Raw genomic sequence first — 24,908 nt, forward strand, 5'->3', positions numbered from 1 at the left:
GAGGGCTCAATCAAGCCATCAGACCGCCCTTATCAAGCTCCGCCCCTCAAATGATAACCTCGCTCTAAATGAATCAATGCCACCCCTCTCCTCAAATCTTAAAAAACTCTCCAAGATCCCAATGAAACCAGTCTCTTCCTGGGGCCGTTTAAGCCATGAATTACATAACGCAATCCCCTTAAATGATCGAAATAGGGTGGCAGATCTTATTCAGCACAACGATAGCCTTGGATTTGGGTTGGCGCATGGAATGGGCCGAAGTTACGGTGACGTAGCTTTAAATCCCAATGGAACCTTATGGCTGACTACAGGCCTTAATCATTTAATTGATTTTGATGTGCATTCGGGACTCCTTCGATGTGAGGCAGGCGTTCTGTTAAGGGATATCCAAAGACTCTTCATCCCAAAAGGATGGACATTACCCGTCACACCGGGATCGCAAATGGTTACCGTAGGAGGGGCAATTGCGAATGATGTTCATGGTAAAAATCACCACCTAATGGGAACATTTGGGGGTCATATCCAAAGCCTTAAATTAGTGCGCACTGACGGCATGGAAATAGAATGTGGACCAACTCATAATCCCGAATGGTTTGCTGCTACTTTGGGTGGATTGGGACTCACTGGTTTTATAGTTGAAGCAGTAATTCAACTTCGCCCCATTTCTGGGCCATGGCTCGATACTGAAACCATCCCTTACTCAAATTTGTCCGAATTTTTTGAATTGGCAGATTCCTCGGAGGCGGATTGGGAGCATACTGTCTCCTGGATTGACTGCATGTCCAACAAAGGCCAAGGTATCTTCATGCGAGCTAACCCTAATAAAGAATTAAAAGATGTGCCCAAAATGAAAGCGGAGAAAAAAATGCCTTTTATGCCGCCCATTTCTCTAGTCAACTCGCTGACCTTGCGCCCCTTTAACTTCGCTTACTACAACCTCCAAAAATACAAAGCCGGCTCAAGCATTGCGCATTACGAACCCTTCTTTTATCCATTGGATAAGTTACTGGAATGGAACCGAATGTATGGTCCCAAAGGATTCTTTCAATACCAAAGTGTTATTCCGAGAAACGTAGGTCAAGATGCGACTCAGGCAATGTTAAGAGAGATCGAAAGGTCTGGTGAAGGATCATTTCTGGCAGTCCTGAAGACCTTTGGCAACAAAGAGTCCCTCGGCATGCTCAGCTTTCCAGAGCCAGGTGTGACTTTGGCCCTGGATTTTCCTAATCATGAATCCCGTACACATAAGCTCCTGGCTCGCTTAGATGCCATTGTCAAAGAGGCCAAGGGCCGGATATACGCAGCCAAAGATGCACGAATGCCTCGTGAATTATTTGAGGCTGGCTATCCTAAATTAAATGAATTTTTAAAATACCGTGATGCAGGCATTAGCTCATCACTATCACGTCGCTTACTAGGAAGTTAAATTGAAGACTACAAAACGAATTGCCATTATTGGAGCGACATCATCTATAGCAGAGCATTGCGCAAGAATATGGGCGCAGCAAGGTTCAGTGGAATTGATTTTGGTTGGCAGAGATCAAAAAAAGCTAGAGGTAGTTAATGCTGACTTATTGGTACGCGCACCAAACACCAAAACAGAAATGGTGGTAACTGATTTTATCGACCCCACCACTATCCAAAAAATGGTTAATGACCTATTTGCAGTCGGTCCAATCGATATTGCTTTAATTGCACATGGAACCCTTCCAGAGCAACAAGATTGCCAAAATGATTTAGCCCTCAATTACAACACCCTAGAAATTAATGGGATTTCACCCGTGCTTTATGCGGAAGCCTTTGCACAGCATATAGCCAAATTGAATCAAGGCTCTATTGCCATCATTGGTTCAGTTGCGGGTGATCGTGGACGCAAATCCAACTATGTTTATGGCGCTGCCAAAGGTCTAGTAACAAGATATACGCAAGGGCTACAGCACCGCTTTGCAGGTACAAGCGTTAGTGTCACACTGATTAAGCCGGGTCCAACCAATACGCCAATGACTGCCGGAATAAAAGGCAGCGAGAAATTTGCCTCTGCTGAAGAAGTTGCAAAAACTATAACCTCCGGTATTGAGTCTAAGAAAGCGACCATCTATGCGCCTGCCAAATGGCAAATTATTATGATGGTAATAAGACATCTTCCAAGCCTCATCTTTAACAAGATGAATATCTAGAAGTAAGGTAAGCGAAGTTTAGATCAGATGTTAGGTTTGTCTAGCTTTGATTTCCATATCTCTAAAATTCCTAAACAAATAAAGCCGGTCAGTACCGCAAACCAAATTGTTGCAAAACGAATTCCAATTGCTGCGATCATGGCGATACTGGCCGTTACACCATAGATTCCTAAAAGCAAAACAATAGTCAACTCTGTTGAGCCCACACCACCCGGTAGCAACGATGCTGCACCCGCCAACATAGCCAGAGGGTATATCGTGAATGCCTCTAATGGTTGAATTGACACTCCTAAGTCCCTCAATAGCCACATAAAACCATAAGAAGTTAAAGCCCAAGCGAATACGCCATAGCCCATGGAGACAATTAAATCCAATGGATTGCACCAAAATCGACATGAGGATAGCGCATCACGCACAACTAAAAATAACTTTGCTAATTTAACCCAATAATAACGACCTAGAAATGTACTCAACTTTGTGAGAAGTTTTGGATTCAGAGCAATTCCAACCAATAAGCCAATAAAGATTACTACAAAACTAAGCGCAAGCATTAGCAAGTCAGAACGACTAATCACCAACGAAGCCAATAGCAACACAACAATCAAATCAAGGGCTCTCTCATAAATAAAAGCGCCAAAGGAAATATTGGTGGGCACACCTACCCGAGAGAAGTATCGAATCCGGATTAATTCACCGACTTTTCCTGGGGTTGCAGTGAACGCAAACCCCGAAAGATAAGCAATAAATCCGTACACCCAATCTACTGAATATCCAGAGCGGGATAAAAGCCAGCGCCAGCGAAGATAGCGAGATAAATAGGAGACAAGCGATACAGCTAAAAGAAATGGAATTGCATGTACAAGATAATGAATCTGGGTGATGACATGATGTTTTTCATCAACCCAAAGCAACAGCCCCAAATAGAAAAATGTGAGGAAAATAAATCCTATTGCCGCCTTACCGATTTTCATGAGAAGCTATTTAAATGACCAACGTTTGTGGCCAAGATAGCTGGTGAACACTGGGAATATTATCCCAACGGCACTTGCGATATCTGCGACGTGTTGCTCAACTCCGATGGCAGGCAAGACATAAAACTTGAGTCCCATACTAATTGACCAGGTCTGAGCTGCAGCCAACAAGTTAACCAGAGCGAATATCATTGCAGAACGTTTAACCGATTGTGTGCTCGACTTAAAGACAAATAGCTTGGCCAAGACAAAGGCAGTGACCATACCCGTAAGGTACGCAAAAAGAACTGATGTTGAAAAGCTGTAATACTGGTTATAAAAAATTCTCGATAAAAAATTTACTATCGCTGCTATTCCACCAGTAATTAAAAAACCAATAAATTGTCTGGAAAAAAATTGGCGGATCACCGTATGGCATCCCGAGCCATTTTTCTACCAAAATCAATACTCTCAGAAATACCTCGATCCTCAGGATAGTAGTAGGAAGTATCGGCAACCCAAAGGCCATCAATTGGTAACTTAGCATTAGGAATGGTTTCCAAATAACCTGGGACGCCAATAGGCTGCGCGAAACGATAACGACTTGCGCGAATATCTAAAAAATCCTCATCTTTCAGATTTGGATTAATCTTTTTGAAATATTTGCGCACCTTCTGAAGAAAAACGTCATCAGGCTCAGAAAACTTTGGGTGTTCGCCTGGCATATAGAATGGCACATAAACAATTGAATTCTCTAGCGGACGCAAATTAGAGTATTCAACTATTCCAGGGATATCCATCTCAGTATCATTTGTATTCAGCCAGAAATTCTCAGTCAATGGTTTACGCAGTTTCACGATTACACAAACAACAGCAATATTTTTTACTGATTTAAATTGAGTCAAAATTGTACTTGGCAGATCTGGAATTAGCTTAGGAATATATGGGAGCGGGATTGTGCTGATGACAGTATCGAAGTTTTCAAAACCCTTTGCAGTCTCAACACCCCTTACAGCACCGTTTTCAATGATGACTTTAGTGACGGGTGTTTGAAGTCGCAATTCTCCGCTGTGCTTTTGAATGTCGGCATGCATACCCTGTAAAAGGGTCTCGGAACCTCCCTCAAGGTAACCAAGCTTTTCTTTAAATAGGCTGTAGCGTGAGCGTCCAATTCGACGAATACGGCTCCAAATCCAAGCTGCTGATAAATTGGATGTGTAATCATAAAACTTATAATCAAATAAACGACGCCACAAAACCTCGTAAGCTTCTGGACCTACCCAGCGCTGAATCCACCGCACTGCATCAACCTTGTCCAATGGTTTCCAGTCATCGCGCTTAGTGGATAAAAAAGCATGTAAGCCATAACGAAACTTAGCAATAAAACTTAAGCCCCTGAACTTCAATAAAGCTATAGGATTACCCCAGGGTTGCAATTGATTTTGATACCAGTAACCCATTTTCGTAGGAACCCAATGCATCTTTTCTGCCAAACCGAGCTCATCTAAAACTTTCAAAAAAGCATGATCGGAAATGCAATGAAAATGGTAGTAACGCTCGATTGATAAGCCAGAGAAATCAAAGGCGGCAGTCATTCCCCCAACACGATCATCTGCCTCATAAACCACCGGCTGATGCCCATCTCTTGCTAGCTGATATGCCACGGCTAAACCCATAGGGCCTGCACCCAATACGGCTACTCTTTTACCCATTCACTTAATCTTTCTTAGAAATCCAATGCCACTTTGCTGTAAGAGGGGTGGTTAAATGTTTCATCAATTGCTTTTTCAAAAGGCGTATAAGAAACGCCAAATATTGTAGGCCAATCAGCAACCTCGAATTCATCCTTTGCAACCAGCGCCTGCAATTGCTGGGTAGTGAATGGCGGACTCTTATCAAAGAGCGCCCAAACCCACAGCAGCGTATAAAACACGCTATAGGGAATCTTCATGATGACAGCCTTGGCATGCGTCGCTTTCTTTATGATGCGAATCATATCAATGTAATCAATTTTTTCATGCCCAGAGATATTAAAAATACCCTTGGGAATTTTATTCTCTATACAACTAATAATGACGTCACAAAAATCCCCCACATAAAGGGGTTGCCGCATAAATCGGCCATTACCGGGTATTGGAAATACAGGAATTTTTTGCATTAAACGAGAAAGCCACCCAAGGTGTTTTCGATCAAACCAGCCAAACATAAGGGTTGGGCGCAAAATGGGGCAAGCAATGCCACTAGCAAGAACCAACTCTTCTTGCTCAATTTTGCTACGCGTATAAAAGTCATCAGCGACAGATTCAACTACAGAAGAACTAATATGAACCAAGTATGGAATATTTTTAGATTTAACTAAATCCAAAATTAAACCAGTGGAGGTGACGTTGTTCTCAACAAAGTCTTGATAATACAATCCCCCAATTTGTGCTTGAAGCATCACGACAGCATCCGCACCATCAAAATGATCCTGCCATGAACCTGGCCTAGATAGATCGGCATAAACCGTTGTAATTTCTGGTTGCACCGAGCGCAAGATATCTAAATTTTTCTCATGCTTATCAATCACAATAATATTCTTGTAACCCCTAGCAAGCAAGCGAGCCACTAAATTCTGACCAACAAGGCCCGCTCCACCGGGGATAACTATTTTGGTATTTATCACTTTAGATCCATAAATTTAATTAAAAGCTGCGGCACTCCACTCACCCCAACCAGTCCCGCCATCAATAAGCAGCACCGAAAATCTCTCAGGTAGGGATGGATTGGAAAAGCTCAAAACCACCCAATCATTTGCTATCGGCATTTCAGTTGAAAATTTATTTTTTCCGTCGTTGATTAATATTAATTGTTTCGAATTGATTGGGCCAGACCTGTAAAGAATTTTTTGCCCCTTTGTTAAACCAAACTCTAAAATACCAACATCCTCATCAGAGGAAATAAAAGAACCATATATTTTTACCCCTGGAATTGCGCTCCTGAAAAAATCGAGGCCACTCCAAGTGCTTTTTATAACAACATTGGAGGGGGCGAGTTGATGGAAACTCTCTTGGGCAGCAGGCAACACGGAGAAAGGCTTAATCAAGAGTTTGTAATCACAAAACTGAGCCTTATTGATACCGAGCGGAGACATTACATTCTCGCGATACACAACATTATTAGGAAGTATGCTTCTGAGCTCTGATATGTCTAATAACATTTTTAGCCTTACTGAATCAGGATAAGGGATATCTAAAAATGACTTATTACTCAGATAAGTCTCATCACCCGTACATAGATATCCACGAATATTTTTTTCCTGATTTGCTCCAGTTGTCTTTTTGGCGACAAGCTCTTCGAATAACTTCTCCTTTACCCCCATTATTCCAAAAAAAATTGCAAGTAACCAAACTACAATGCTCAGACGAGCAATCAATTTAAAAAAACCTGTAGATTTATCCAGAAAAATTAAAAGAATGCCAAAATTTAGAGCTAGTCCAATAGTAAATAAATCTAAGTATCTTGATGAAAGCACAAGTGAGTAGCGACCGTAAGCGAGCGTTGCAAATTGAGCGAAAACCCAAAATTGAAGAGCAATCAAAAAAATATAGGGCTTCTGTCTCCACCCGGGGAATCGAACAAATAAATAGAAAAAAAGAGAAATGGGTGCCTGAATTAGGGCAGCAAATACTACCGACTTTAAGGGCCATGAGCATGCCAACATAAAAGCATGAAAAAACTCATGTAAGTTTCTGGCCTTAAACTGAGCATGATAAGCGAGTGTGGGCGTAGCGTAAATTGCAGCAGTAGTAATAATCAGCAAAAGAGCTGCCGTCATCAACGCAAGCTTGTCTTTTTCCTGAAAATCACGCAAGAGGAATACTCTGCCCATAATTATAAAGACCCCAACCCCTAAAGTGAGAGCGCCCGAGGCCAAGCTCAAGGGGCATAAAATACCGAGAAAAACTCCGAGCCACCATATTTTTGAATGAGGTTCTTTAGTCGAAATAATCCATAAAAAGCCGAAGGAAAATAGAAGTAAAAAATAAAATTGGGACTGAAATCCAGCCAATGTATTCTCCCAACCAAACGGTATGGAAAATATTAGGAAACTAAATGCAAGTAGATAAATTATTCTTTTTGATGGAACAGATTTTCCAATACAGAAAATTAATATAAATAATGCAAACACATGTACGACTGCATTCACGAACATCTCTAAAATTGGGTTCCAAATACCGCCATTCAAAATTAATAATCCTAGCGAGAGTAGTCTCATTGTTAGTATGCGATGTTCATTATGCGGAGCAACTAAATCGCTGAAGTGAAGCACTCCATTGATCCAAGGTAAAAATAAATTCGATGCCTCGCCATCCCATTGATCCCAGAATGGTGTTGCATTGCCAAAGAGATTAATCACCAAATATTTAGTGGCCAGCAATAAAGTTGCAAATAAAAGGCATGCCTTCAAATTCAATTTCAATGGGGTATCAGCCATATAATTCGCCTAAATGCGCGGGGGCCAAGCATAGCGAAACGCGCCATGGTGATCTAAAGATAAATTTGGGCTATAGCCAGGATCCACAGACAGCATGTCGCCCCAGCGTGCTGCCATATATTTAATTTCGGAATTAAATCTAGCTACTTTTGCTAGACTATCCTCCGCCCCCCGAGTAGCGGATTCGTGGTGATAAAGTAGTGCGTAAGGAGTATAGATATTGCGATAGCCAGCCTCTATTAGCCTTAAACAAAAGTCAACGTCATTAAAAGCCACAGTTAAATCCTGTTCATTCAAACCACCCACTTGCTGGTAGTTTGATTTTTTAACCAATAGACAGGCTGCCGTTACTGCGGAATAAGAGCTGATTAAGCCAGCGCGCCCAAAATATCCACAATCATCCTTTGGGACCAGATGGTGACTATGTCCAGCAATACCCCCCAACCCTAAAATTACTCCGCCATGTTGTAGTCGACCATCAGGATAGAGCAATTTGGCACCAACGGCACCTACACCCTCCTGACCAACCAAGGACACCATTTCAGAAAGCCATTCTGGAGAAATCACTTCAATGTCATTGTTAATTAAACCAATGATCTCACCTTTGGCATGCGTTACTGCAAAATTATTAATGGCAGAATAGTTAAAGGCATGGGGGTATTTAAGTAAATTGACCACACCCTCACCGGCTAATTGATCAAAGTACTGGAGTGATTGTGACTCATCTGAATTGTTATCAACCAAGATAATTTCATAATTGAGATAACTTGTTTTAGCAACGATGGATTCGATACAATTTCGGACCAATGCATGGGCATTTTTTGTGGGAATAATTAAACTTACTAACGGCAACTGTTTTGGCAAATCATAATGAGCGCGATAGCCCGAAGGAACCGCTTCCGCATAGCCTTTAATACCCATCCTATTGAAGTGCTCATTCAAAGCGCGCTCGCCAGCAATAATTGCATATGGTTTGGTATCCGCTGATAAAGCCGTACTCATGTCGTGCGCTCGCCAATGATACAAAACCCGTGGAATATGATGGATTTTCCGTGCGTCAATTTTCTCAATGCAACGCAATAACAAGTCGTAATCCTGAGAACCCTCAAAACCAATGCGGAAACCTCCTACCTCATCGATTAATTGCTTCCGATAAACACCTAGATGGGAAAAATAATTTTGTGAATATAATAAATCTCGATTCCAGTCAGGCTTAAAATATGGGTCGAATCTAGCGCCCAAGCCATCTATCTTATCTTCATCTGAATATATCAAATGTGCATGAGGATTTTCATTGATAGCATCCACCGTCCAAAATAATGCATGTCGGTTTAATACATCATCATGATCCAGCAAGGCCACCCACTCACCTTTAGCCAATTCCAAAGCGCTATTGGAAGAATTTGATATATGGCCATTTTGGTCCCTGAATATGACCTTAATCCGATTATCCCTCTCAACATAATTATGCAAAACAGCAAGCATTTTTTTATCAGTAGATGCATCATCGGCAATGCATAACTCCCAATGGGGGTAGGACTGCTTGCGTACAGATTCGATTGCCTCAATTAACCATTCAACTTTAGTATTAAATGTAGGCATAACAACTGAAATTAGTGGAAATAAATGAAAATTTTGTAATTTTTTATTTATTACGTGCTCAATATCTTTATCTTCAAGTTCGTGGCAACTTAGCCATTTTGAATAACTATCTTTACTAACAACCGCTCCCTCAGCAGCCCCAAAAATTAAGAAATGCTCCAATCCACTAATAAATTCACCACACGCCACAGCTTCTGCCACATCCGGCCTCCCGAGTAAATACTGGCTCTCGTCAAAGCCTCCTATATTCATTATTTTATTTTTAAGACCTTGAAACCCATTATTTTTTAAAAAAAATATAACTTTACTGACTAAATGCATTGGGGATTTTAGTTTTGATAATTCTTTCTTTATTGATAGCGCTCTATAACCAATATTCAATTTTTGGGATTTATATTTTTTTGAAAGAAGAATGAATTTTGATTTCATTTTTGAATAATAATAAGAAACTCTTCGTAATGGGGACGTTATCCTCCAACTTTTAGAACTGAAAATTTCCTTAATTGCATTATCTCTTTGGACGATCTCCTTATTCAATCCGCTGATTGCATTCTCTCTTTGGACGATCTCCTTATTTAATCCGCTGATTGCATTATCTCTTTGGACAAGTTCCTCATTTAGCTCCACTGTATCTTCTAGAGATTGTTTTAATAATTTCTCCATGTGCATAATGATCTCATCTGGAGCAATCTCACGCATATTATTTAACTGTATATGCAATACATCCAATCCGTACATTTCGCCTTTTTCTTGCAGGCAATCCAAAGCAACAACAGTATCCTCCGCGCCTACAACCCTCCGAATCCCAAGCATATTTTTCTGCTTACTAGCTTTTTTAATTATACAAATCGAATTAATAAATTCAACTGAATGTATATGCGATAAGCAATCCTCATCAACGCTGACGCCGTATTCAGAAAAGAATCCCTTTAAAAGATCAACCCTAGCTTTTCCATTGCCCCAATGCTCAAAATTTAAAATATCTGCTAGGCGTTTAAAAAATGAAATGGATGAATATGGGTGGTATAAACCACCCTCATAATTCAGCCAATAACTACAATGTAAATCTTCCGCAATGAATATTCCACCCTCTTTTAATGCGGGGAAATACAGCAAAAATGATTTAATAATATCGCTCGAAAGATGCGATCCATCATCGATGACGATGTCAAAACTGGATGATATTTCCAGAATCTTTTTTCTTGATTCACCCCCGTTTGCATCACCAACAATAACCTTAACATTACTATTTTCATAAGTAAGTAAAGCACATTTTGGATCAATATCGCACCCAATAATTTTTTGGAAATTCGGAAAATATTTTTCCCAGATCTCTAAAGAGCCGCCGTTTTGTATTCCAATTTCAAGAAGAGAGACTGATTGGCTGCGATATGGCGCCAGAATTCCTTCATAAGCATCAATGTATAACTCCCACTTATCGGAAACCTTCCCATCGTGCTCCCTGTATAAATCCGCTAATGATTTCATTACACCTTCTTCATTTCGACTGTATTAAATTCAACGCCAACCAGACCCCACCTCACCTTACTTGACGCCACCTGCAGAACCACAGCATCGTGCATCCAATGATGTTGAATGTTCTGGTGTAGGTCGCCATCGGCTAAAGATGCCATGATTGAGTAATGCCCATTGGGAAGCATTGGAATCTTAAAAATAAAACTGGCCTCAATAACACTGCCCGGCTCACCAACAATAGGATTGGAGTCTGTAAACGGCAATGTGTTTTCGCCAAATAAATCCTGACCAAGTTTATCGCGCAAAAGAAAGCCAAGAATGGGGCGCTCCATACGCTGATGCAGTGCAGCAGAAATTCTTACTTTCACCATTTCTCCGCCCTTTAATGCACCCGAATCCCCACCATTCAGAAGGCCGAATTCAAATGATTTGATCTCACCAGCTCCCGTCTTCCAGCCGTTAGCATCGCTCAAATTGGCGCTAACTGAAAAGTCTCCACCATATTCAATCGCTAGTGAATCTCTTGCATTCTCTACTTCACTACTAATAGCGCCTGTAACCTGCTGATCACTCTTGGCGGAGCCAATCTGCCCCTCACCAAGCAACCTCGCCTCTTCGCCATACACTTCCTGCAACGTGTACTGAAGATAGTCTTCGGCAATCACCTTAGAAGCCCCTTTTTCCCGGATGCCACCTTGATGAAGCCAAACAACCTCTTCACATAAATTTAAAATAGAGCCCATGTCATGACTGACAAATAACAGTGTTCCAGTAGCCTTAAATTTACGAATAAAGCGCATGCATTTTTGAGTAAATACGGCATCGCCAACCGAAAGAGCCTCATCAATCACCAATATATCGGCATCCACATGGGCAATCACTGCAAATGCCAATCTGACCATCATGCCGCTTGAATATGTTTTAACCGGCTGATCAATAAAATCGCCAATATCAGCAAACGCAGCTATTTCCTTAAATCGTAATTCCGTTTCTGCGCGACTTAATCCCAGAATCGATGCATTTAAATATACATTCTCTCTGCCAGTAAATTCAGGATTAAATCCTGAACCAAGCTCCAATAAAGCGGCAACTCGCCCATTAACCCTAACATTCCCACTGGTAGGGGTTAATGTTCCGCAAATAATTTGTAATAAAGTAGATTTACCCGAGCCATTGCGCCCAATAATTCCGAGCGTTTGCCCTTTTTTTACCTCAAATGAAACATCGCTTAGCGCGAAAAAAGGATTGAAATAATTTTTAACATGGGATCCCAAAAGTTTCGCAATTCTTGGTAAAAAAAATTGCTTTAAACGATCACCCGGGGTGTTATAAATTTCATAACGCTTACCTAAACTCTCAATAGAGACTGCAATTAGATCAGAGGACATCAGCAAAACCCTTTCTTGTCTTCTGAAACCAAGCGAATCCAAGCCACATAAACAATAAAGCCACAATTGCATAAAGCGCTAGACCCTGCCAGTCAGGCGATAGGCCAAATATTAAAATAGCTCTCGCCTGTTCAATAATGAAGCTAACTGGGCTCAATGCTACCCAACCTTGAAACTCTTGAGGCAAAGAGCTTAAGGGATAAAAAATAGGAGAAACGAACATTAATACTGTGGTTAGTAAACCTACCGTTTGACCAACATCGCGCATAAAAACCCCAAGCGATGCCAAAAACCATGAAATACCTAGACTTAAAATAATCAATGGCGCAAAAACTACCGGAATATATATTGCAGTCCAAGGCAAATAACCATTAACCAATATAAAAGCAACCAACAAGATAAGTAAGCTGACGAAGCTATGAAAAAGGGCGCTTCCCATACTAATAATCGGAAGCATCTCCAAGGGAAAGACAACTTTTTTTACATAATTAACATTACTAATTACCAAACTGGGTGCTCGATTAATTGCCTCTGAAAAAAGACCAAAGACTATCATTCCCGTAAAGAGAATTAAAGAAAATTCAGTTTTACTATCAGATGCGGCTCCAGCCCACTTTGCTTTAAACACTATAGAAAATACAAAGGTATAAATAACCAACATGAAAATTGGATTAAAAAATGACCAAGCCACGCCAAAGACCGATCCTTTGTACCTCCCAATAACATCGCGCTTAACCATCTGATATATTAATTGACGATTAATTGCAATATTCCGAACCAATCTTGATAGCGAAGTCGATTGCGTTCGATGTGGATTGTTTAATTGGCCCATTTACATTCTTTTCTAAGTATCTATATTTTTTTCAGCAGAATGGCTAGAAACAGGCTAAATGTACCCCGCCTTGTTTGTCGATATAAACCGCAAACTTCGATTAGTCGAAATCGATCCATTAAGCGCGCACTTCTCAGCGTTTCGAATATCTTCAAAATCTCTTGGTAATTTTTTACGAGCAAATGCTTGACCTCTTTTAAGGCGACAATGTTTTGAGTATTCCAATCCTGGAAACGTCCTTGCCAAAGCATCTTCACCCGCTCCATTTTTGCCGAGAACGAATTATTACCCCCCACCAACGCGCCATCATGTTGACGATATAAAAGGTATGGCACTGGGTCATAAAACACATCGCCTTCAGCACCTGAGATCAACTGATACACCCACCAGTCATGCGAAGGTACATTCAGCGGACCCGCTTTTTCAATCAATAGTTTTGCGGCCAAGTTAAAGACCATCGTATTGCCCCCGGCGATACTTTGCACTAAGGCATTACGAAAGCTTGGCGGAAACACAAAAAGCGGGGAAATACCACAAGGCTTTAATTGCTCGGTAACGTAAGTAGTGCGCCCGCAATAAATAAAGGGTACATAGATATTTTGATTGGAAGTGATCGTTTGCACGGCAACCGCGAGCTTTTCAGGGAGCCACACATCGTCTTGATCGCAAAAGGCGTAGTAATCAGCCTTAATTTCAGAATCGCACGCTAAAGACAGAAAGTTCTGGCAAAAGCCCTTTTGGGGACCGTTGCGAATGATCATTTTCCCTTGAGGCCATTTCGATTGATATTTGAGCAAAATGTCCAAAGTGCTATCTTTTGAGCCATCATCACTAACCATCAACACCCAATTTTGATGGGTCTGGGCTTCTAAGGAGTCAAGCTGGTCAGCTAAGAAGCGCTCACCGTTATAGGTGCACAGCAAAATGGCAACTAAGGGCTCGGCTACGGACTGAACCAACGGAAGCTCTAGATCAGAGTTTAAAGAGAGATTTTCATTAACAAAATCAGTCACTTATAGTGTTTCTCGCAAGTTGCAGACAATGATTAAAGACAAAATTTCCCCAAAGGCATCGCGCCCATCCTAGATTTAAAAATTATAACGAAATAAGCCTTAAAACAGTGCGCTAAAGCACGAAAACCTCAGCTAAATCATCAAAAATAGGGGGTAAGGAGCGCTAATGGCGTGTATCGGGCATGGTCTATGTAATGTATATATTTACATTGTAATTATATACATTACAATTAGATATGATCATATCGTTTCATCATAAAGGGCTGGAAAGTTTTTTTACTAAGGGTAGCTATCGCGGCATCCCTGCGCAGTATGCCGCCCGAATTGAACGTATGTTAGATCGCTTAGATGCTGCTGTTGTGCCTGAGGATATGGATGTGCCCGGATTTAAGTTTCATGAATTAAAGGGTAAGCGCAAAGGTGTTTACTCGGTTACCGTTTCGGGGAACTGGCGAATAACTTTTAAGTTCGATGGCGAAAGCGCAATCGAAGTGGATTTGGAGGATTATCACTAATGAAGAAAACAATGCGAAGTTTGAGAAACGCAAACCGTAGGCCAACCCATCCAGGCGCTATATTGCGCGAGGATGTTTTGCCGGAACTCGGTATTACCCAAGCAGCTTTTGCAAATCATTTGGGTGTGAGTCGTTTGACGGTTTCCGAGATACTGCATGAAAAAAGAGGTATCAGTGCTGAAATGGCAGTAAGGATCTCCAAGGTTATTGGCGGAACACCCGAGAGTTGGTTGCATATGCAAGAGGCTGTTGATTTATGGGAGGTTGAGCAGAGATTTAAGAGTAATCCTGCAATTGCTCCAATGGCAATGAAGCCTTTAATGGCGGCAGCCTAATGTCTAATAAATTGCAAGATCGGCTAATCGATTTAGGTGAGAAATTGAGTAAGGGGTACGAATCCTATCAGGAGGAAGTATTGCTGTTGATATCGGATGTTAGAAAAGATCTGATAGCAAGATTTGGAATGATTGCCCCATGGGAATCTGAGGAATTAGATCTTGCGGAAAATTATGTAGGAGCAAATTTTCTCAAGGCATCACTATTGGCAGTCTATACGGCTCTTGTTGTATCTGAGTATTCGGATGAGGAGTACTGGGTAGGGTATCGCTATACACATAAAGATGTTAAGAAAGTTCCTAGGAGAGCTTAAGATATCTTGGTTTAGCAAATATAGGCTCGCTATGGACTAATATCATTTCAAAGGGCAAGAGGCCTACCATAGCTTGTGGGTGTCGCCTGATTGGTTAGCTAGGCAGGCCAAAATCTTGCTAACTAAATCCACTGATAAATTAGGCTATTTACATAGCAAGGATAAAAGGGATTGCTAATACCTCGTGTGTGGCAATTTAGCGGTTGTCCGCTGGGGTACTTGTACGCGATCTGACTAAAACGAAGGGTTCGCCCGAAGAATGTTTGCCAGTGGAAGTATAAAGAATTTGGCTGGGATATTTGCCTTGGGCCAGTTGTTGTAATTGCCAGGGAGCTTTGAGTTTGGTGGTGGTAAAAGTAATCACAGATCGATTGGACATTTTGTTATCAATAAAGGCGCCGCCCAAGAGTATCTTGGGATCAAAAGGCACTTTATTGAAACTGACTTCAAAATGTAAGTGAGGGCCTGTAGATCTGCCAGTGCTCCCCACGGTAGCAATGATTTGTGACTGCTTTACTGTATCGCCAGTTTTCACTAAGAGTGTTTGAGCATGGCCGTAGCGAGTGGCATAACCTTGACCGTGATCGATTTCAACGAGGTTACCGTAACCGGGGGCATACCCAGCATAAGTTACTTTTCCATTACCAGTGGCTAAAATGGGGCTGCCTGCTTGTGATGGGATGTCGAGCCCTTCATGTTGTTCATGTTCGCCACTAAATGCGCTGACACGAGTACCAAAGGCGCTAGAAATGATCAGTTTTTGATCTAGTGGTTTTGTGACTACCGGGCTGATAGTTGGGGTGCTAGCAGAAATAGTCTGTGCGCTGGAAAGGGCTGAACCTAACAAGAGGCTTGTAATAAAAAGTGGCGCTAAGCGAAGTTTTTTAGATGGCATGCACAGGCAATTTTAAATTAGTAAAGGGGAGTCATGTGATTGAGGGAATCATCCATTGCTTGGCACTGGTTTTGCTCAGCGCATCGTTAAGTGCATGTCTATTTACTGCGCGCCAATAAGCGTTTCTTCTCCATAAGGCATTGGTGATCACCGGCAAACCGTCGCCCACTTTATTGGTTCAGGTGCAATTTGATATCTTGACCTATATTGATATCAAGGTTGCAATCAGTACTAATGATGCCGATTTGATTGTAGAAATCTTGGATGATGTACTGAATAGTGCTATCGCTTCATAAGGAGCTACTGGGTAATTTGTGCTGATGATTTCAATGATGTGGTGGTGTTGAGGGTTTTTGATCAAGAGGGACGAGAATTCATTGCACCGATGAAAATTTTTTCCGTGCGTAATATGAACTAATTTCCCCACACAGTCCTGTCATCGAATACACAACAGGTGAACATGATTGAAGATATGCGCAAAGCGTTGGCGATGTAGATCACTATGCACTTGATGTCTTTAGGCTAGCGCAAGGTGAAGTAGGTAAGGCATATCTCAATTTTTTCGGGTATTGGGTTAATAGACTCTGTAACTTTGGGGTTGGAGGCATTAATAATCTTTTCTGGCTTCTTCGGATTACATAGTCTGCGCTAATTCTCCTAAATGATTCAATTGTTTCTGACCCCAGCCTCAGTTAAGCACCACTCTTATTTTTACCTTTTCGTTTTATGCTGAGCTTTTACCCAGCAAAATAAAGGAGAGGTAATGCTTTCAATCGAGTATGTTCACAAGCGCGTGAAGCTCTTTAGGATTGAGTTGAGTTTGATGATTGTTGCCAGTATGGTACTAGCCTTCTTTGTTTGGCAAATATTGCAGGTTTTGAAGATTATCAAATAGCAATCACTATGGATGCATTGGCTCGATGGGTGCTTATATCGAATCTATGAATTTAATTACTTATTGAGTATCTACCCTAGATGCATCCACTTGGGCGTTCTAAAGGACACAATTCTCTTGTAGAGCCAGACATAAGAGCTGGCAAATAAGAGAAAGAATATCACCTGTAATGGTGTTGAGTTCCAATACAACACAGCGGGTACCACTGCGAAGGCACTTAACACCCAAAGATAAGGAGATGTTTTTGCATTGGCCGAAAAGAAATCATTTTCCGATTTAATTTGGGTGTCATTGAGAATGCGCCGAAAAATCAGAGAATGAAAGTGAATGCCATCGGGATGGCCAGGACTTTTCCCTTGATGAAATTTTCTGCGATAGATTGTAAAAATAGTTTCCCAAATAGGATAAGCATTGATCAGTACAGCAAACCAAGGTGAAATCTCCAGATGCCTTGCCACAATGAGCACGCTTAAAGTGGCAATCCAAAATCCAATTAAATACGCTCCACCATCGCCTAAAAAGATTAAGCCTCGTGGATAGTTCCAAATGAAAAATCCCAAGATGGCAGCTACCATCGAAAAGCTCAGATAAGTAATGAGCGGGTCATTGACCTCAATACCTACATAACCGAGCGCTAGCAAGGTAATCATGCCCACCATGCTCGATAGCCCATTAAAGCCATCAATAATGTTGTAAGCATTTGCAAGGCCGGTAATAGCAAATACAGAAAAGACGATGGAGATTGGACTAAGTAAAAGCAGCAGATCAATCCCCGGAATATCTAGGCGGATGATTTGGGTGCCCAAAAAATAAATAGCCAAAAATGCACCCAGCGCTGTAAAAATTAAACGTGTTCTGACACTAATTTTTTTAGTCAAATCTTCTAAAAGGCCGATTGCAAAGACAGGTGCTGCGCACAGCAGCATAAAGAGTTCTTCATTGGCAACAGCTTGCAGATTGTAGTGATAGAGGATTGCCAAAGTTAGGCCCAAGGCAATACCAAGACCGCCGATGCGTGGCACTGCAGTTTTGTGAAATTTTTGGGTGCCATTTAAGTCTAAGTCAGCTGTAAAGCGCTGATGTATCTTTTGTGAGCGAATAACCACTATCGTGCAAACAAAAGAGACAAAAAAGGCAATTAATAAACTTGACATCCGATGATTATAGAATTTAAATCCAAATACCAAAGCCCTATTTATCTAAATCGCTTAAATTACTCGAATTTATTGGGGTATTTACTTTCCCAACAGTTTTTGGTGTCGGTTATACGCAACCTTATTATTAGTAAAATGTGGTGATGAAAACCATATTCAATTACCCGTCTTTGGTCAAATCTTTTATTGTGGCGTTATTGGCAATGGCCGGATTGACTGCCCATGCCCAAACCGCCCAATTTGAATACGATCTGAAAATTACTGCTGATCCCGCCAAGCGGGCGGCATATTTAAAGCAATCTGGCGAAGCCCCCAGTCCCTACGAGCAAGTTTTTAGCTTGGTTAAAGGATCGATGCAGGTCGCCACCGTAGTCGATAAAGTTGATCTTCGCAAAGATCAGTACCACATTAATTCCACGGGCACCTTGGCTGCCGTCCTCGCTACTGTATTAAATGACCAAAAGTTAATTCGTGATTCAGTGGGGGCAAATGGTCCTAATGGTTTGGTAACCAACACCTATCAAGAAAAGCGCGGTAATACTGAGCTGCTGATTGCTAAAGTCGATGCCCCGAAGAGCATCATTAATTTTTATAAAGTCTCTTCTCGTAGCGCGCCAATAGGAACAGCCCCCTATGCTGGTAAGTTACTCGATATGCTCACGGTAGGTTACCAATTTATTGGTCGAGATTTGCCTGCCAAATCGGTGGTCTTACCTGTTACCGATGGACGTTCGCTCAAGACTTATACCTTGGTACGTGGAGAGCCATGGGATTTTCCATTTGATGGCGCCAAGGTAAAGGCAATCCGCTATTACAAAACTACCTCAAAGGATGACACCGCGACATTTGAAATTTGGTTTTCAGAAAAAGAGCATGTGCCACTGCGTTCGATGATTGGTTTAAATGCACAGTATGGCGCCACCATTCAAGTGGATTTGAAGAAAATTCCCAAACTCTAATATGACTTAGGTGCAATCACCATGATGAGATTCGATAGCGATGAATAAAAAGATACTCATTTGGATGATTGCAGCAATATTGGTGTTTTTTGTACTTATCAAAGTACTCGTTTATCAGTTTTGCCATCCAGAGCAAACTAATCAAATAAGCCATTTAGTGTCCGATACCTTATCCCTATCTTCAAGCCAAGCGAGCTCAAATAGAGAGCCCCTCTCTTGGGGGCCGCTATTGCATCAACTGGCCATCTTCTTTTCTAAGGCGTGCGCTCGCTAGATAAGTAAGTAAGTCTTCTCGTTTTGTACTCTGTCTTTAGGGCACCAAGCTCAAGAATAAGTACTCCAAGAAAATAATCAGATGCAGCACGCCCTGTAAGAGGGTGGTCTTACCAATGGCTAGAGTCAGTGCACCAATAAAGAAAGACAGGTACATTAGGACCATATTAAGATCGCTGATACCTAAGCTCAATGGCAGATCAAAGAAAATGGCAATGGCTGCTACCGTGGGGATTGTCAGACCAATGCTGGCTAATGCTGATCCCAGCGTAAGATTCAAACTACTTTGCAAGCGATTGGCATTGGCGGCTCTGACCGCTGCAAAGCTCTCTGGTAACAACACCAAAAGCGCAATGGCAATACCCACCACCGTTTTAGGTGCTCCCGCATTATTGACTGCAGCCTCAATGGCAGGACTGAGTAACTCAGCTAATCCCACTACCGTGATCAGTGATATCAATAAGAGAATAAGACTGACTGTGGTCTTGAGATTGCTCGGCTTATCCGCGTGCACTGTCTCGTCCGCTTTGTGCTCTGCACTGACCGGCAAGTAGTAATCGCGATGACTCACAGTCTGAAAAAAGAGAAACGCGCCATACAAAGCAAAAGACGCAATGCCTGCAAAGGCCAATTGACTATTGGTAAAGTCAGGGCCAGGTGTACTGACAGTGACTACTGGCATGACCAAAATAAAAGTAGCTAAGGCGGTGAGTACCACCAAGGAAGAGAGCGCTCCCTCATTACGAAAAGCCATTTCATAATGTTTGAGACCGCCTACAAAGATACACAAACCAATGACCCCATTGATCACAATCATCACAGTAGCAAATACGGCATCACGGGCAATAAATTGCGAGCCCTCATGACCTGTAAGCATCATAGAGATAATGAGTGAGACTTCAATAATCGTCACGCTAATGGACAGAATCAGCATGCCATAGGGCTCCCCCGTTTTATGAGCCACCACTTCTGCATGATGCACGGCAGTGAGAACGGCGCCAATCAAAATCATGCCTAATAAAGCAATAAACCAGGTGTGATTAAGCAGAGCTGACATAGAGGATCTTTTATAAAGGTACTGCAGTTCGGCGGAGTGATTGAATACAGGGTAAGCTTATAGCAATTTAGAGCGGTATTGAAAGGGATTGGGTAAAGATGCAGGCAATTATTTTATTTGGCCATGGCGCCCGTGATATTCGTTGGCGTGAACCCTTTGATCGCATGGCTACTTTGTGGAGGGAGCAGCATCCCACTACTCCCATGGCACTGGCATTTTTAGAGCTCATGCAGCCCTCACTGGCAGAGGCGATCGCTGGTTTGGTTGATGCTGGAGCCACTAGTGTGCGCATCATCCCAGTCTTTTTTGGTCAAGGCGGCCATTTGCGTAATGACTTTCCAGTACTGCTGGCTGACTGTCAGGCCAAGTTTCCTGATGTGCAGATTAGCGCCGCACCTGCAGTGGGCGAAGATCCCCATATTCTGCAAGCCATTATTGATTTTGGGGCTAGAGAGCTTACTTAAAGCGATAGACCAGAGAGGCAATGAGGCTGTCCTGGTAGGAGTTTGCCATGATGGGACTGTTGCTGATACCGCTGCCCATGAACTTGCGCTTACCAAAGACATTGAAATACCAATCATCCACAATTGGTACCTCTACCATTAAGCCAGCTACATAATTCGTTGTGCCAGGCACTGTGTATTGAGAATAGCCCAAAGTTTGCGAGGCTTTAGGGCTTACGCCATAGTAGTAATTAGCATAAGACTGAGTAAGGTATTCAGCGCCCAGGAGTGGATAGATTTTGATATTTGCAGGTAATTCAAACTCGGCAAAATAAGACAGCTGATAAATTTGTCCTTGTGAGCGATTGATATCCTGAAACGCATACATAAAAAACCCACCAATGGGCGTTTCTTGAAAGCTACCAAGTCCAAGTGGCACGGGATCTAATTTTGAAAAAGTGGCGCCCGTAATAGTAGATTTGCGATTGTAGTTATCCAGGTTCACCTGACCGGCTACCTCAAGATAACCATACCCCATTTTGATTGTTTTAAATCCAAAAGTATCAATGCGCGCAAAGAAGCGTTCGTAATCAAAAAAGGCATAAGGTAAAGGGTAGGTTTGAGTGCCGGTAGCGCCAATCGACATATTCGAGCTATACACCGCGACACCAAGATCACCCACCAGATGATTGGGCAAACCATCTGGCACATCATTGGGTACTTCGTATTGGGCAATGTCAGTTACCGCTACCGAGGGCACACTCGTGGATGCATTACTCGCGTTATTTTCTGCGGCCAATATTGGTGTGTGTAGTGTTGCAAAAAACAGTACCACACCAAAAGCGCTCGTTATGAACTTTATAAGCTTTTGCTTTGCACCGATTGATTTGCTAGAGCAAAACAATTGGAACCAACGAAAATAGTTGGGGCAGAGCATGGGGACTATTCTACATAGAATTGTTCACCCTCAGGGCACCCTCAATCCCTGCTTAGGTGCCTGTCTTTTGGTGCTGCGCAGCAATTACATCGGACACATTCACTTTGAGGGCCTCGCCAACCATGATCAAGGCGGGCGACTGGGTATCGAACCAATGATCTGCTGCACCGAGTGCTAGTTCTTGCAAAGTACTGGACCAGTGGCGCTCTCGCTGGGTGCTCACTGCCTCCAGAATATGAACGGGTGTGAGTGGCGAATGATTGGGACTATGGCTAATAAGCTCTTGAGCAATGCGCGCCGCATCTTTGCGGCCCATGTAATACACCAAGGTGTCGGCTGTGGGGTATTGGATGGGCGAGTGACTTATTTCAAGGTGGGGCTCAGCTGCTTGGGCTAGGGTCACAAAGGCCACGCTGCGAGAGACACCACGCAAGGTGAGAGATTGGCCAATTGATGCTGCACCAGCTAAGGCAGCAGTAATGCCTGGAACAATTTCCACAGCAATACCAGCAGTCTGTAAAGCCTGGAGTTCTTCATCCGCACGCCCAAAGAGCATGGGATCACCCCCTTTGAGTCGCACCACTACCTGGTGCTGTTTGGCGGCATCGACCAGACGCTTATTGATAAATTGCTGTGCAGAAGAGAGCTTGCCACAGCGTTTGCCAACCGGTACCTGAATAGCTTGGGGACACAATGCCAACATCTCCGGCTCGACCAAAGCATCATGAAATACCACATCAGCCTGCGCTAATAATTTGGCCCCCCGCACTGTAATCAGATCAGCAGCGCCCGGGCCAGCGCCTACTAAGTAGACCTTGCCGTAAGCGCTATTGATCGATGCTGGCTTTTGCATGGACGCTCTCAAAGGCTGAGGGTAGTGCGCTTACCGCGCCAGCTATTTTGCGTAGTCACGCTAAATAGATCAAACTGCTTGAGTGCAACATCCTTGTCTTGATCAGAGCGCAAAGCAAAGCTATCAAAACCCACTCGAGCACCTTGTAGTAGTTGATCAATCAGTACATCGCCAATAGCACGAATTTCTCCATTCCAAGAGTAGCGCTCGCGCAGCAGCGCCGCAGTACTAAAGCTGCGACCATCTCTAAAAATAGGGAAGTGCGCTGCTACTAGCGGCCACAGCGTTTTACCTTCTTCAAGCAAATCTGCATGCTTAAGGATGTCATCATCGGCAGCAAACCACACACCAATTTGACCGGCTTGGGCGCGGGCCAGAATGTCTTGTTCTTTATGGTGTTTTACCCACCACGCAAACGGTACCAAGACTTTACTCGGGCCATGCTCTAAATCCGGAATGCCACCCTCATCTTGATCCCAGCTGAGAATCTGCCATTGATTTGGCGCAAAATGGGGCTTGCCATCTTTGGGGAAATGGAGGATTTCGTTCATCATGCCGCTCCACCAGCAGCTTGCTCAGAGACTACTTTTTTCTTGGCATGCGAGTAAGCCGCTTCCTTGAATGGCGCGACACCTAAACGACGATAGGCGCTAATGAATGACTCATCCTCATGGCGTTGGCCCACATAGGTATTAATAATGTTGGTCATGACATCAGGGATTTCATCGGCATAAAAAGAGGGGCCAATGACTTTACCAATCGCAGCATCGTTGCCTTGCTCGCCACCTAAAGTAATTTGATACCACTCTTCACCGTCTTTATCGACACCGAGTACGCCAATATTGCCAACGTGATGGTGACCACAAGAATTAATACACCCAGAAATATTCAGAGTGATCTCCCCTAAGTCATAGAGGTAATCCAAATCATCAAAACGTTCTTGGATGGCTTTAGCAATCGGCAATGATTTGGCATTAGCCAATGAACAGAAGTCGCCACCAGGGCAGGCGATGATATCAGTCAATAAACCAATATTGGGCAGAACCAAATTTTGTTTCTTAGCTGCGCGCCAGAGCTCTACCAATTGCGCTTGCTCTACGTCAGCCAGCACGAGATTTTGTTCGTGGGTTGCGCGTAATTCACCAAAGCTATATTGATCTGCCAAATCTGCAATGGCATTCATTTGGGCGCTGGTGACATCGCCCGGTGGCACACCATGCGGCTTTAAGGACAGAATGACTGATGCATAGCCGGGAACTTGGTGACTACGTACATTGCGCTCCAACCAGCGGCTAAATGCAATCCGCTCATTACCCTCAACTGAACCAATCTGCGCGAGCAACTGTTCAGTACTCAAAGGCAGCAAGGTTTTGTATGCGGGCTTGGTAAAGTGCTGGGCTACCCGCTCCCACTCTGCTTGCGTGAAGTTATCATCGCCATCGACGATGTGAGCCCATTCACCTTCTACTTGGCGAGCAAATTCTTCTGGGCCTAATGCCTTGACCAAAATCTTGATACGCGCTTTGTATAAATTATCGCGACGGCCAAAGCGGTTATAGACCCGCAGTAATGCTGTGAGATAGCTTGGCAGTAATTGCCATGGCAAGCCTTGCTTGATGAGGGAACCCAGAATAGGGGTGCGCCCCATGCCACCACCTGCATAAATATCAGCCAGCAATTGACCGGCAGCATCTTTCTTTAATTCAATGCCAACATCGTGGCATAACAAAATAGTGCGATCTTCTTTCGCGCCATTGATGGCGAATTTAAATTTGCGTGGTAAATGCGCAAACTCAGGATGCAGGGTGGACCATTGACGCAGTAACTCACAAATCGGACGGGGATCGACGTATTCGTCGGCAGCAACCCCAGCAAAGGCATCGCTAGTAATGTTGCGAATACAGTTGCCAGAAGTTTGTATGGCATGCATCTCCACCTTGGCTAAATCAGCCAAGATATTGGGAGTCCCTTCTAGCTCCACCCAGTTGTATTGAATGTTTTGGCGGGTAGTGAAATGACCATAACCCCGATCGTATTTATCCGCGATGAGAGCAAGCATGCGTAATTGCTTGGCACTTAACAGTCCATAAGGAATAGCCACGCGCAACATATAGGCATGACGTTGGTGATAGAGACCATTTTGCAGGCGCAGTGGTCGAAATTCTTCTTCAGGCAAGGCACCATTGAGGCGGCGCTCTACTTGGTCTCTGAATTGGGCAACCCGTTGATCTACAAGGGTTTGGTCAATATGGTCGTATTTGTACATAGCCCCATATTGTCTAGGATTTTGATTATTACTTCAAATACTCAAATATTGGCTCTTTATATCTAAATTGGTATAAAGAGGGCAGTAAAAATATCAT

25 protein-coding genes are annotated in these 24,908 nt (G+C 42.9%); 9 read left to right on the plus strand and 16 right to left on the minus strand.

Annotated features, from left to right (window positions below; genetic code table 11):
* Positions 1-76 precede the first annotated feature (76 nt).
* Positions 77-1,426: an FAD-binding oxidoreductase gene (locus tag M2125_RS00545; protein ID WP_280742327.1), complete on the plus strand. Its 1,350-nt coding sequence runs from the start codon at positions 77-79 to the stop codon at positions 1,424-1,426.
* A 1-nt stretch (position 1,427) separates the two neighbouring features.
* A complete protein-coding gene (locus M2125_RS00550; RefSeq protein ID WP_280742328.1) occupies positions 1,428-2,177 on the plus strand; it encodes an SDR family NAD(P)-dependent oxidoreductase in 750 nt (249 codons plus the stop codon).
* Between the two features lie 23 nt (positions 2,178-2,200).
* On the opposite strand, the gene M2125_RS00555 is transcribed toward M2125_RS00550, so the two are convergent.
* The 9 genes from M2125_RS00555 to M2125_RS00595 are packed head-to-tail and all read right to left on the minus strand — an operon-like array spanning position 2,201 to position 13,915.
* A complete protein-coding gene (locus tag M2125_RS00555; protein ID WP_280742329.1) occupies positions 2,201-3,148 on the minus strand; it encodes a lysylphosphatidylglycerol synthase transmembrane domain-containing protein in 948 nt (315 codons plus the stop codon).
* Positions 3,149-3,154: 6 nt separating this feature from the next.
* Positions 3,155-3,556, minus strand: coding sequence for a GtrA family protein (locus M2125_RS00560; protein ID WP_280742330.1), 402 nt, complete (start codon positions 3,554-3,556; stop codon positions 3,155-3,157).
* A complete protein-coding gene (locus M2125_RS00565) occupies positions 3,553-4,839 on the minus strand; it encodes an NAD(P)/FAD-dependent oxidoreductase (protein WP_280742331.1) in 1,287 nt (428 codons plus the stop codon). Before M2125_RS00565 ends, M2125_RS00560 begins: the two co-directional genes overlap by 4 nt.
* Before the next feature lie 14 nt (positions 4,840-4,853).
* A complete protein-coding gene (locus M2125_RS00570) occupies positions 4,854-5,792 on the minus strand; it encodes an NAD-dependent epimerase/dehydratase family protein (protein WP_280742332.1) in 939 nt (312 codons plus the stop codon).
* 15 nt (positions 5,793-5,807) lie between these two features.
* Positions 5,808-7,604, minus strand: a complete 1,797-nt coding sequence (locus tag M2125_RS00575; RefSeq protein WP_280742333.1) for a hypothetical protein — start codon at positions 7,602-7,604, stop codon at positions 5,808-5,810.
* 9 nt (positions 7,605-7,613) lie between these two features.
* Complete coding sequence (locus M2125_RS00580) at positions 7,614-10,694, minus strand: glycosyltransferase (RefSeq protein WP_280742334.1); 3,081 nt, start codon at positions 10,692-10,694, stop codon at positions 7,614-7,616.
* Entirely contained in the window at positions 10,694-12,070 is a 1,377-nt protein-coding gene (locus tag M2125_RS00585) for an ABC transporter ATP-binding protein (RefSeq protein ID WP_280742335.1), read from the minus strand. The genes M2125_RS00580 and M2125_RS00585 overlap by 1 nt, the downstream gene beginning before the upstream one ends.
* Positions 12,060-12,902 carry an ABC transporter permease gene (locus tag M2125_RS00590; protein WP_280742336.1) on the minus strand — a complete coding sequence of 281 codons (843 nt, stop codon included), beginning with the start codon at positions 12,900-12,902 and terminating at the stop codon, positions 12,060-12,062. The genes M2125_RS00585 and M2125_RS00590 overlap by 11 nt, the downstream gene beginning before the upstream one ends.
* Positions 12,903-12,922: 20 nt before the next feature.
* On the minus strand, positions 12,923-13,915 hold the full coding sequence (locus tag M2125_RS00595; protein WP_280742337.1) for a glycosyltransferase family 2 protein: 993 nt from the start codon (positions 13,913-13,915) through the stop codon (positions 12,923-12,925).
* 236 nt (positions 13,916-14,151) lie between these two features.
* On the opposite strand from M2125_RS00595, the gene M2125_RS00600 reads away from it, so the two are divergent.
* Genes M2125_RS00600 through M2125_RS00610 form a run of 3 tightly spaced genes read left to right on the plus strand, consistent with a single transcriptional unit; the run spans position 14,152 to position 15,079 of the window.
* Positions 14,152-14,430 carry a type II toxin-antitoxin system RelE/ParE family toxin gene (locus M2125_RS00600; RefSeq protein WP_076022754.1) on the plus strand — a complete coding sequence of 93 codons (279 nt, stop codon included), beginning with the start codon at positions 14,152-14,154 and terminating at the stop codon, positions 14,428-14,430.
* Positions 14,430-14,765, plus strand: a complete 336-nt coding sequence (locus tag M2125_RS00605; protein ID WP_076022755.1) for a HigA family addiction module antitoxin — start codon at positions 14,430-14,432, stop codon at positions 14,763-14,765. Before M2125_RS00600 ends, M2125_RS00605 begins: the two co-directional genes overlap by 1 nt.
* On the plus strand, positions 14,765-15,079 hold the full coding sequence (locus M2125_RS00610; protein WP_076022756.1) for a hypothetical protein: 315 nt from the start codon (positions 14,765-14,767) through the stop codon (positions 15,077-15,079). The genes M2125_RS00605 and M2125_RS00610 overlap by 1 nt, the downstream gene beginning before the upstream one ends.
* A gap of 196 nt (positions 15,080-15,275) precedes the next feature.
* On the opposite strand, the gene M2125_RS00615 is transcribed toward M2125_RS00610, so the two are convergent.
* Positions 15,276-15,974, minus strand: a complete 699-nt coding sequence (locus M2125_RS00615; protein ID WP_280742338.1) for a M23 family metallopeptidase — start codon at positions 15,972-15,974, stop codon at positions 15,276-15,278.
* Between the two features lie 143 nt (positions 15,975-16,117).
* Between M2125_RS00615 and M2125_RS00620 the strand changes: the two genes are divergently transcribed.
* Together M2125_RS00620 and M2125_RS00625 are read left to right on the plus strand one after the other, a co-directional pair.
* Positions 16,118-16,270: a hypothetical protein gene (locus tag M2125_RS00620; protein WP_280742339.1), complete on the plus strand. Its 153-nt coding sequence runs from the start codon at positions 16,118-16,120 to the stop codon at positions 16,268-16,270.
* A 467-nt stretch (positions 16,271-16,737) separates the two neighbouring features.
* Entirely contained in the window at positions 16,738-16,869 is a 132-nt protein-coding gene (locus M2125_RS00625) for a hypothetical protein (protein WP_280742340.1), read from the plus strand.
* Between the two features lie 71 nt (positions 16,870-16,940).
* On the opposite strand, the gene M2125_RS00630 is transcribed toward M2125_RS00625, so the two are convergent.
* Positions 16,941-18,023, minus strand: coding sequence for an MraY family glycosyltransferase (locus M2125_RS00630; RefSeq protein WP_280742341.1), 1,083 nt, complete (start codon positions 18,021-18,023; stop codon positions 16,941-16,943).
* Positions 18,024-18,166: 143 nt separating this feature from the next.
* Here M2125_RS00630 and M2125_RS00635 point away from each other — a divergent pair, with 143 nt between their 5' ends.
* Positions 18,167-18,982, plus strand: a complete 816-nt coding sequence (locus M2125_RS00635) for a DUF3108 domain-containing protein (protein ID WP_143742127.1) — start codon at positions 18,167-18,169, stop codon at positions 18,980-18,982.
* 310 nt (positions 18,983-19,292) lie between these two features.
* On the opposite strand, the gene M2125_RS00640 is transcribed toward M2125_RS00635, so the two are convergent.
* Entirely contained in the window at positions 19,293-20,312 is a 1,020-nt protein-coding gene (locus M2125_RS00640; RefSeq protein WP_280742342.1) for a calcium:cation antiporter, read from the minus strand.
* 98 nt (positions 20,313-20,410) lie between these two features.
* Between M2125_RS00640 and M2125_RS00645 the strand changes: the two genes are divergently transcribed.
* A complete protein-coding gene (locus M2125_RS00645) occupies positions 20,411-20,776 on the plus strand; it encodes a sirohydrochlorin chelatase (RefSeq protein ID WP_076022762.1) in 366 nt (121 codons plus the stop codon).
* Here the strand turns inward: M2125_RS00645 and M2125_RS00650 are convergent.
* The 4 genes from M2125_RS00650 to M2125_RS00665 form a co-directional block, all read right to left on the minus strand.
* Positions 20,769-21,554, minus strand: a complete 786-nt coding sequence (locus M2125_RS00650) for a MipA/OmpV family protein (protein WP_076023138.1) — start codon at positions 21,552-21,554, stop codon at positions 20,769-20,771. The two genes, M2125_RS00645 and M2125_RS00650, sit on opposite strands and share 8 nt — an antisense overlap.
* A gap of 190 nt (positions 21,555-21,744) precedes the next feature.
* Complete coding sequence (gene cobA / locus M2125_RS00655) at positions 21,745-22,545, minus strand: uroporphyrinogen-III C-methyltransferase (protein WP_076022763.1); 801 nt, start codon at positions 22,543-22,545, stop codon at positions 21,745-21,747.
* Between the two features lie 8 nt (positions 22,546-22,553).
* Positions 22,554-23,099 carry a DUF934 domain-containing protein gene (locus M2125_RS00660; RefSeq protein WP_083657453.1) on the minus strand — a complete coding sequence of 182 codons (546 nt, stop codon included), beginning with the start codon at positions 23,097-23,099 and terminating at the stop codon, positions 22,554-22,556.
* Positions 23,096-24,811: a nitrite/sulfite reductase gene (locus tag M2125_RS00665; protein ID WP_076022764.1), complete on the minus strand. Its 1,716-nt coding sequence runs from the start codon at positions 24,809-24,811 to the stop codon at positions 23,096-23,098. Before M2125_RS00665 ends, M2125_RS00660 begins: the two co-directional genes overlap by 4 nt.
* Positions 24,812-24,908: the final 97 nt, after the last annotated feature.

The organism is Polynucleobacter sphagniphilus (assembly GCF_029892205.1).
Taxonomy (GTDB): Bacteria; Pseudomonadota; Gammaproteobacteria; order Burkholderiales; family Burkholderiaceae; genus Polynucleobacter; species Polynucleobacter sphagniphilus.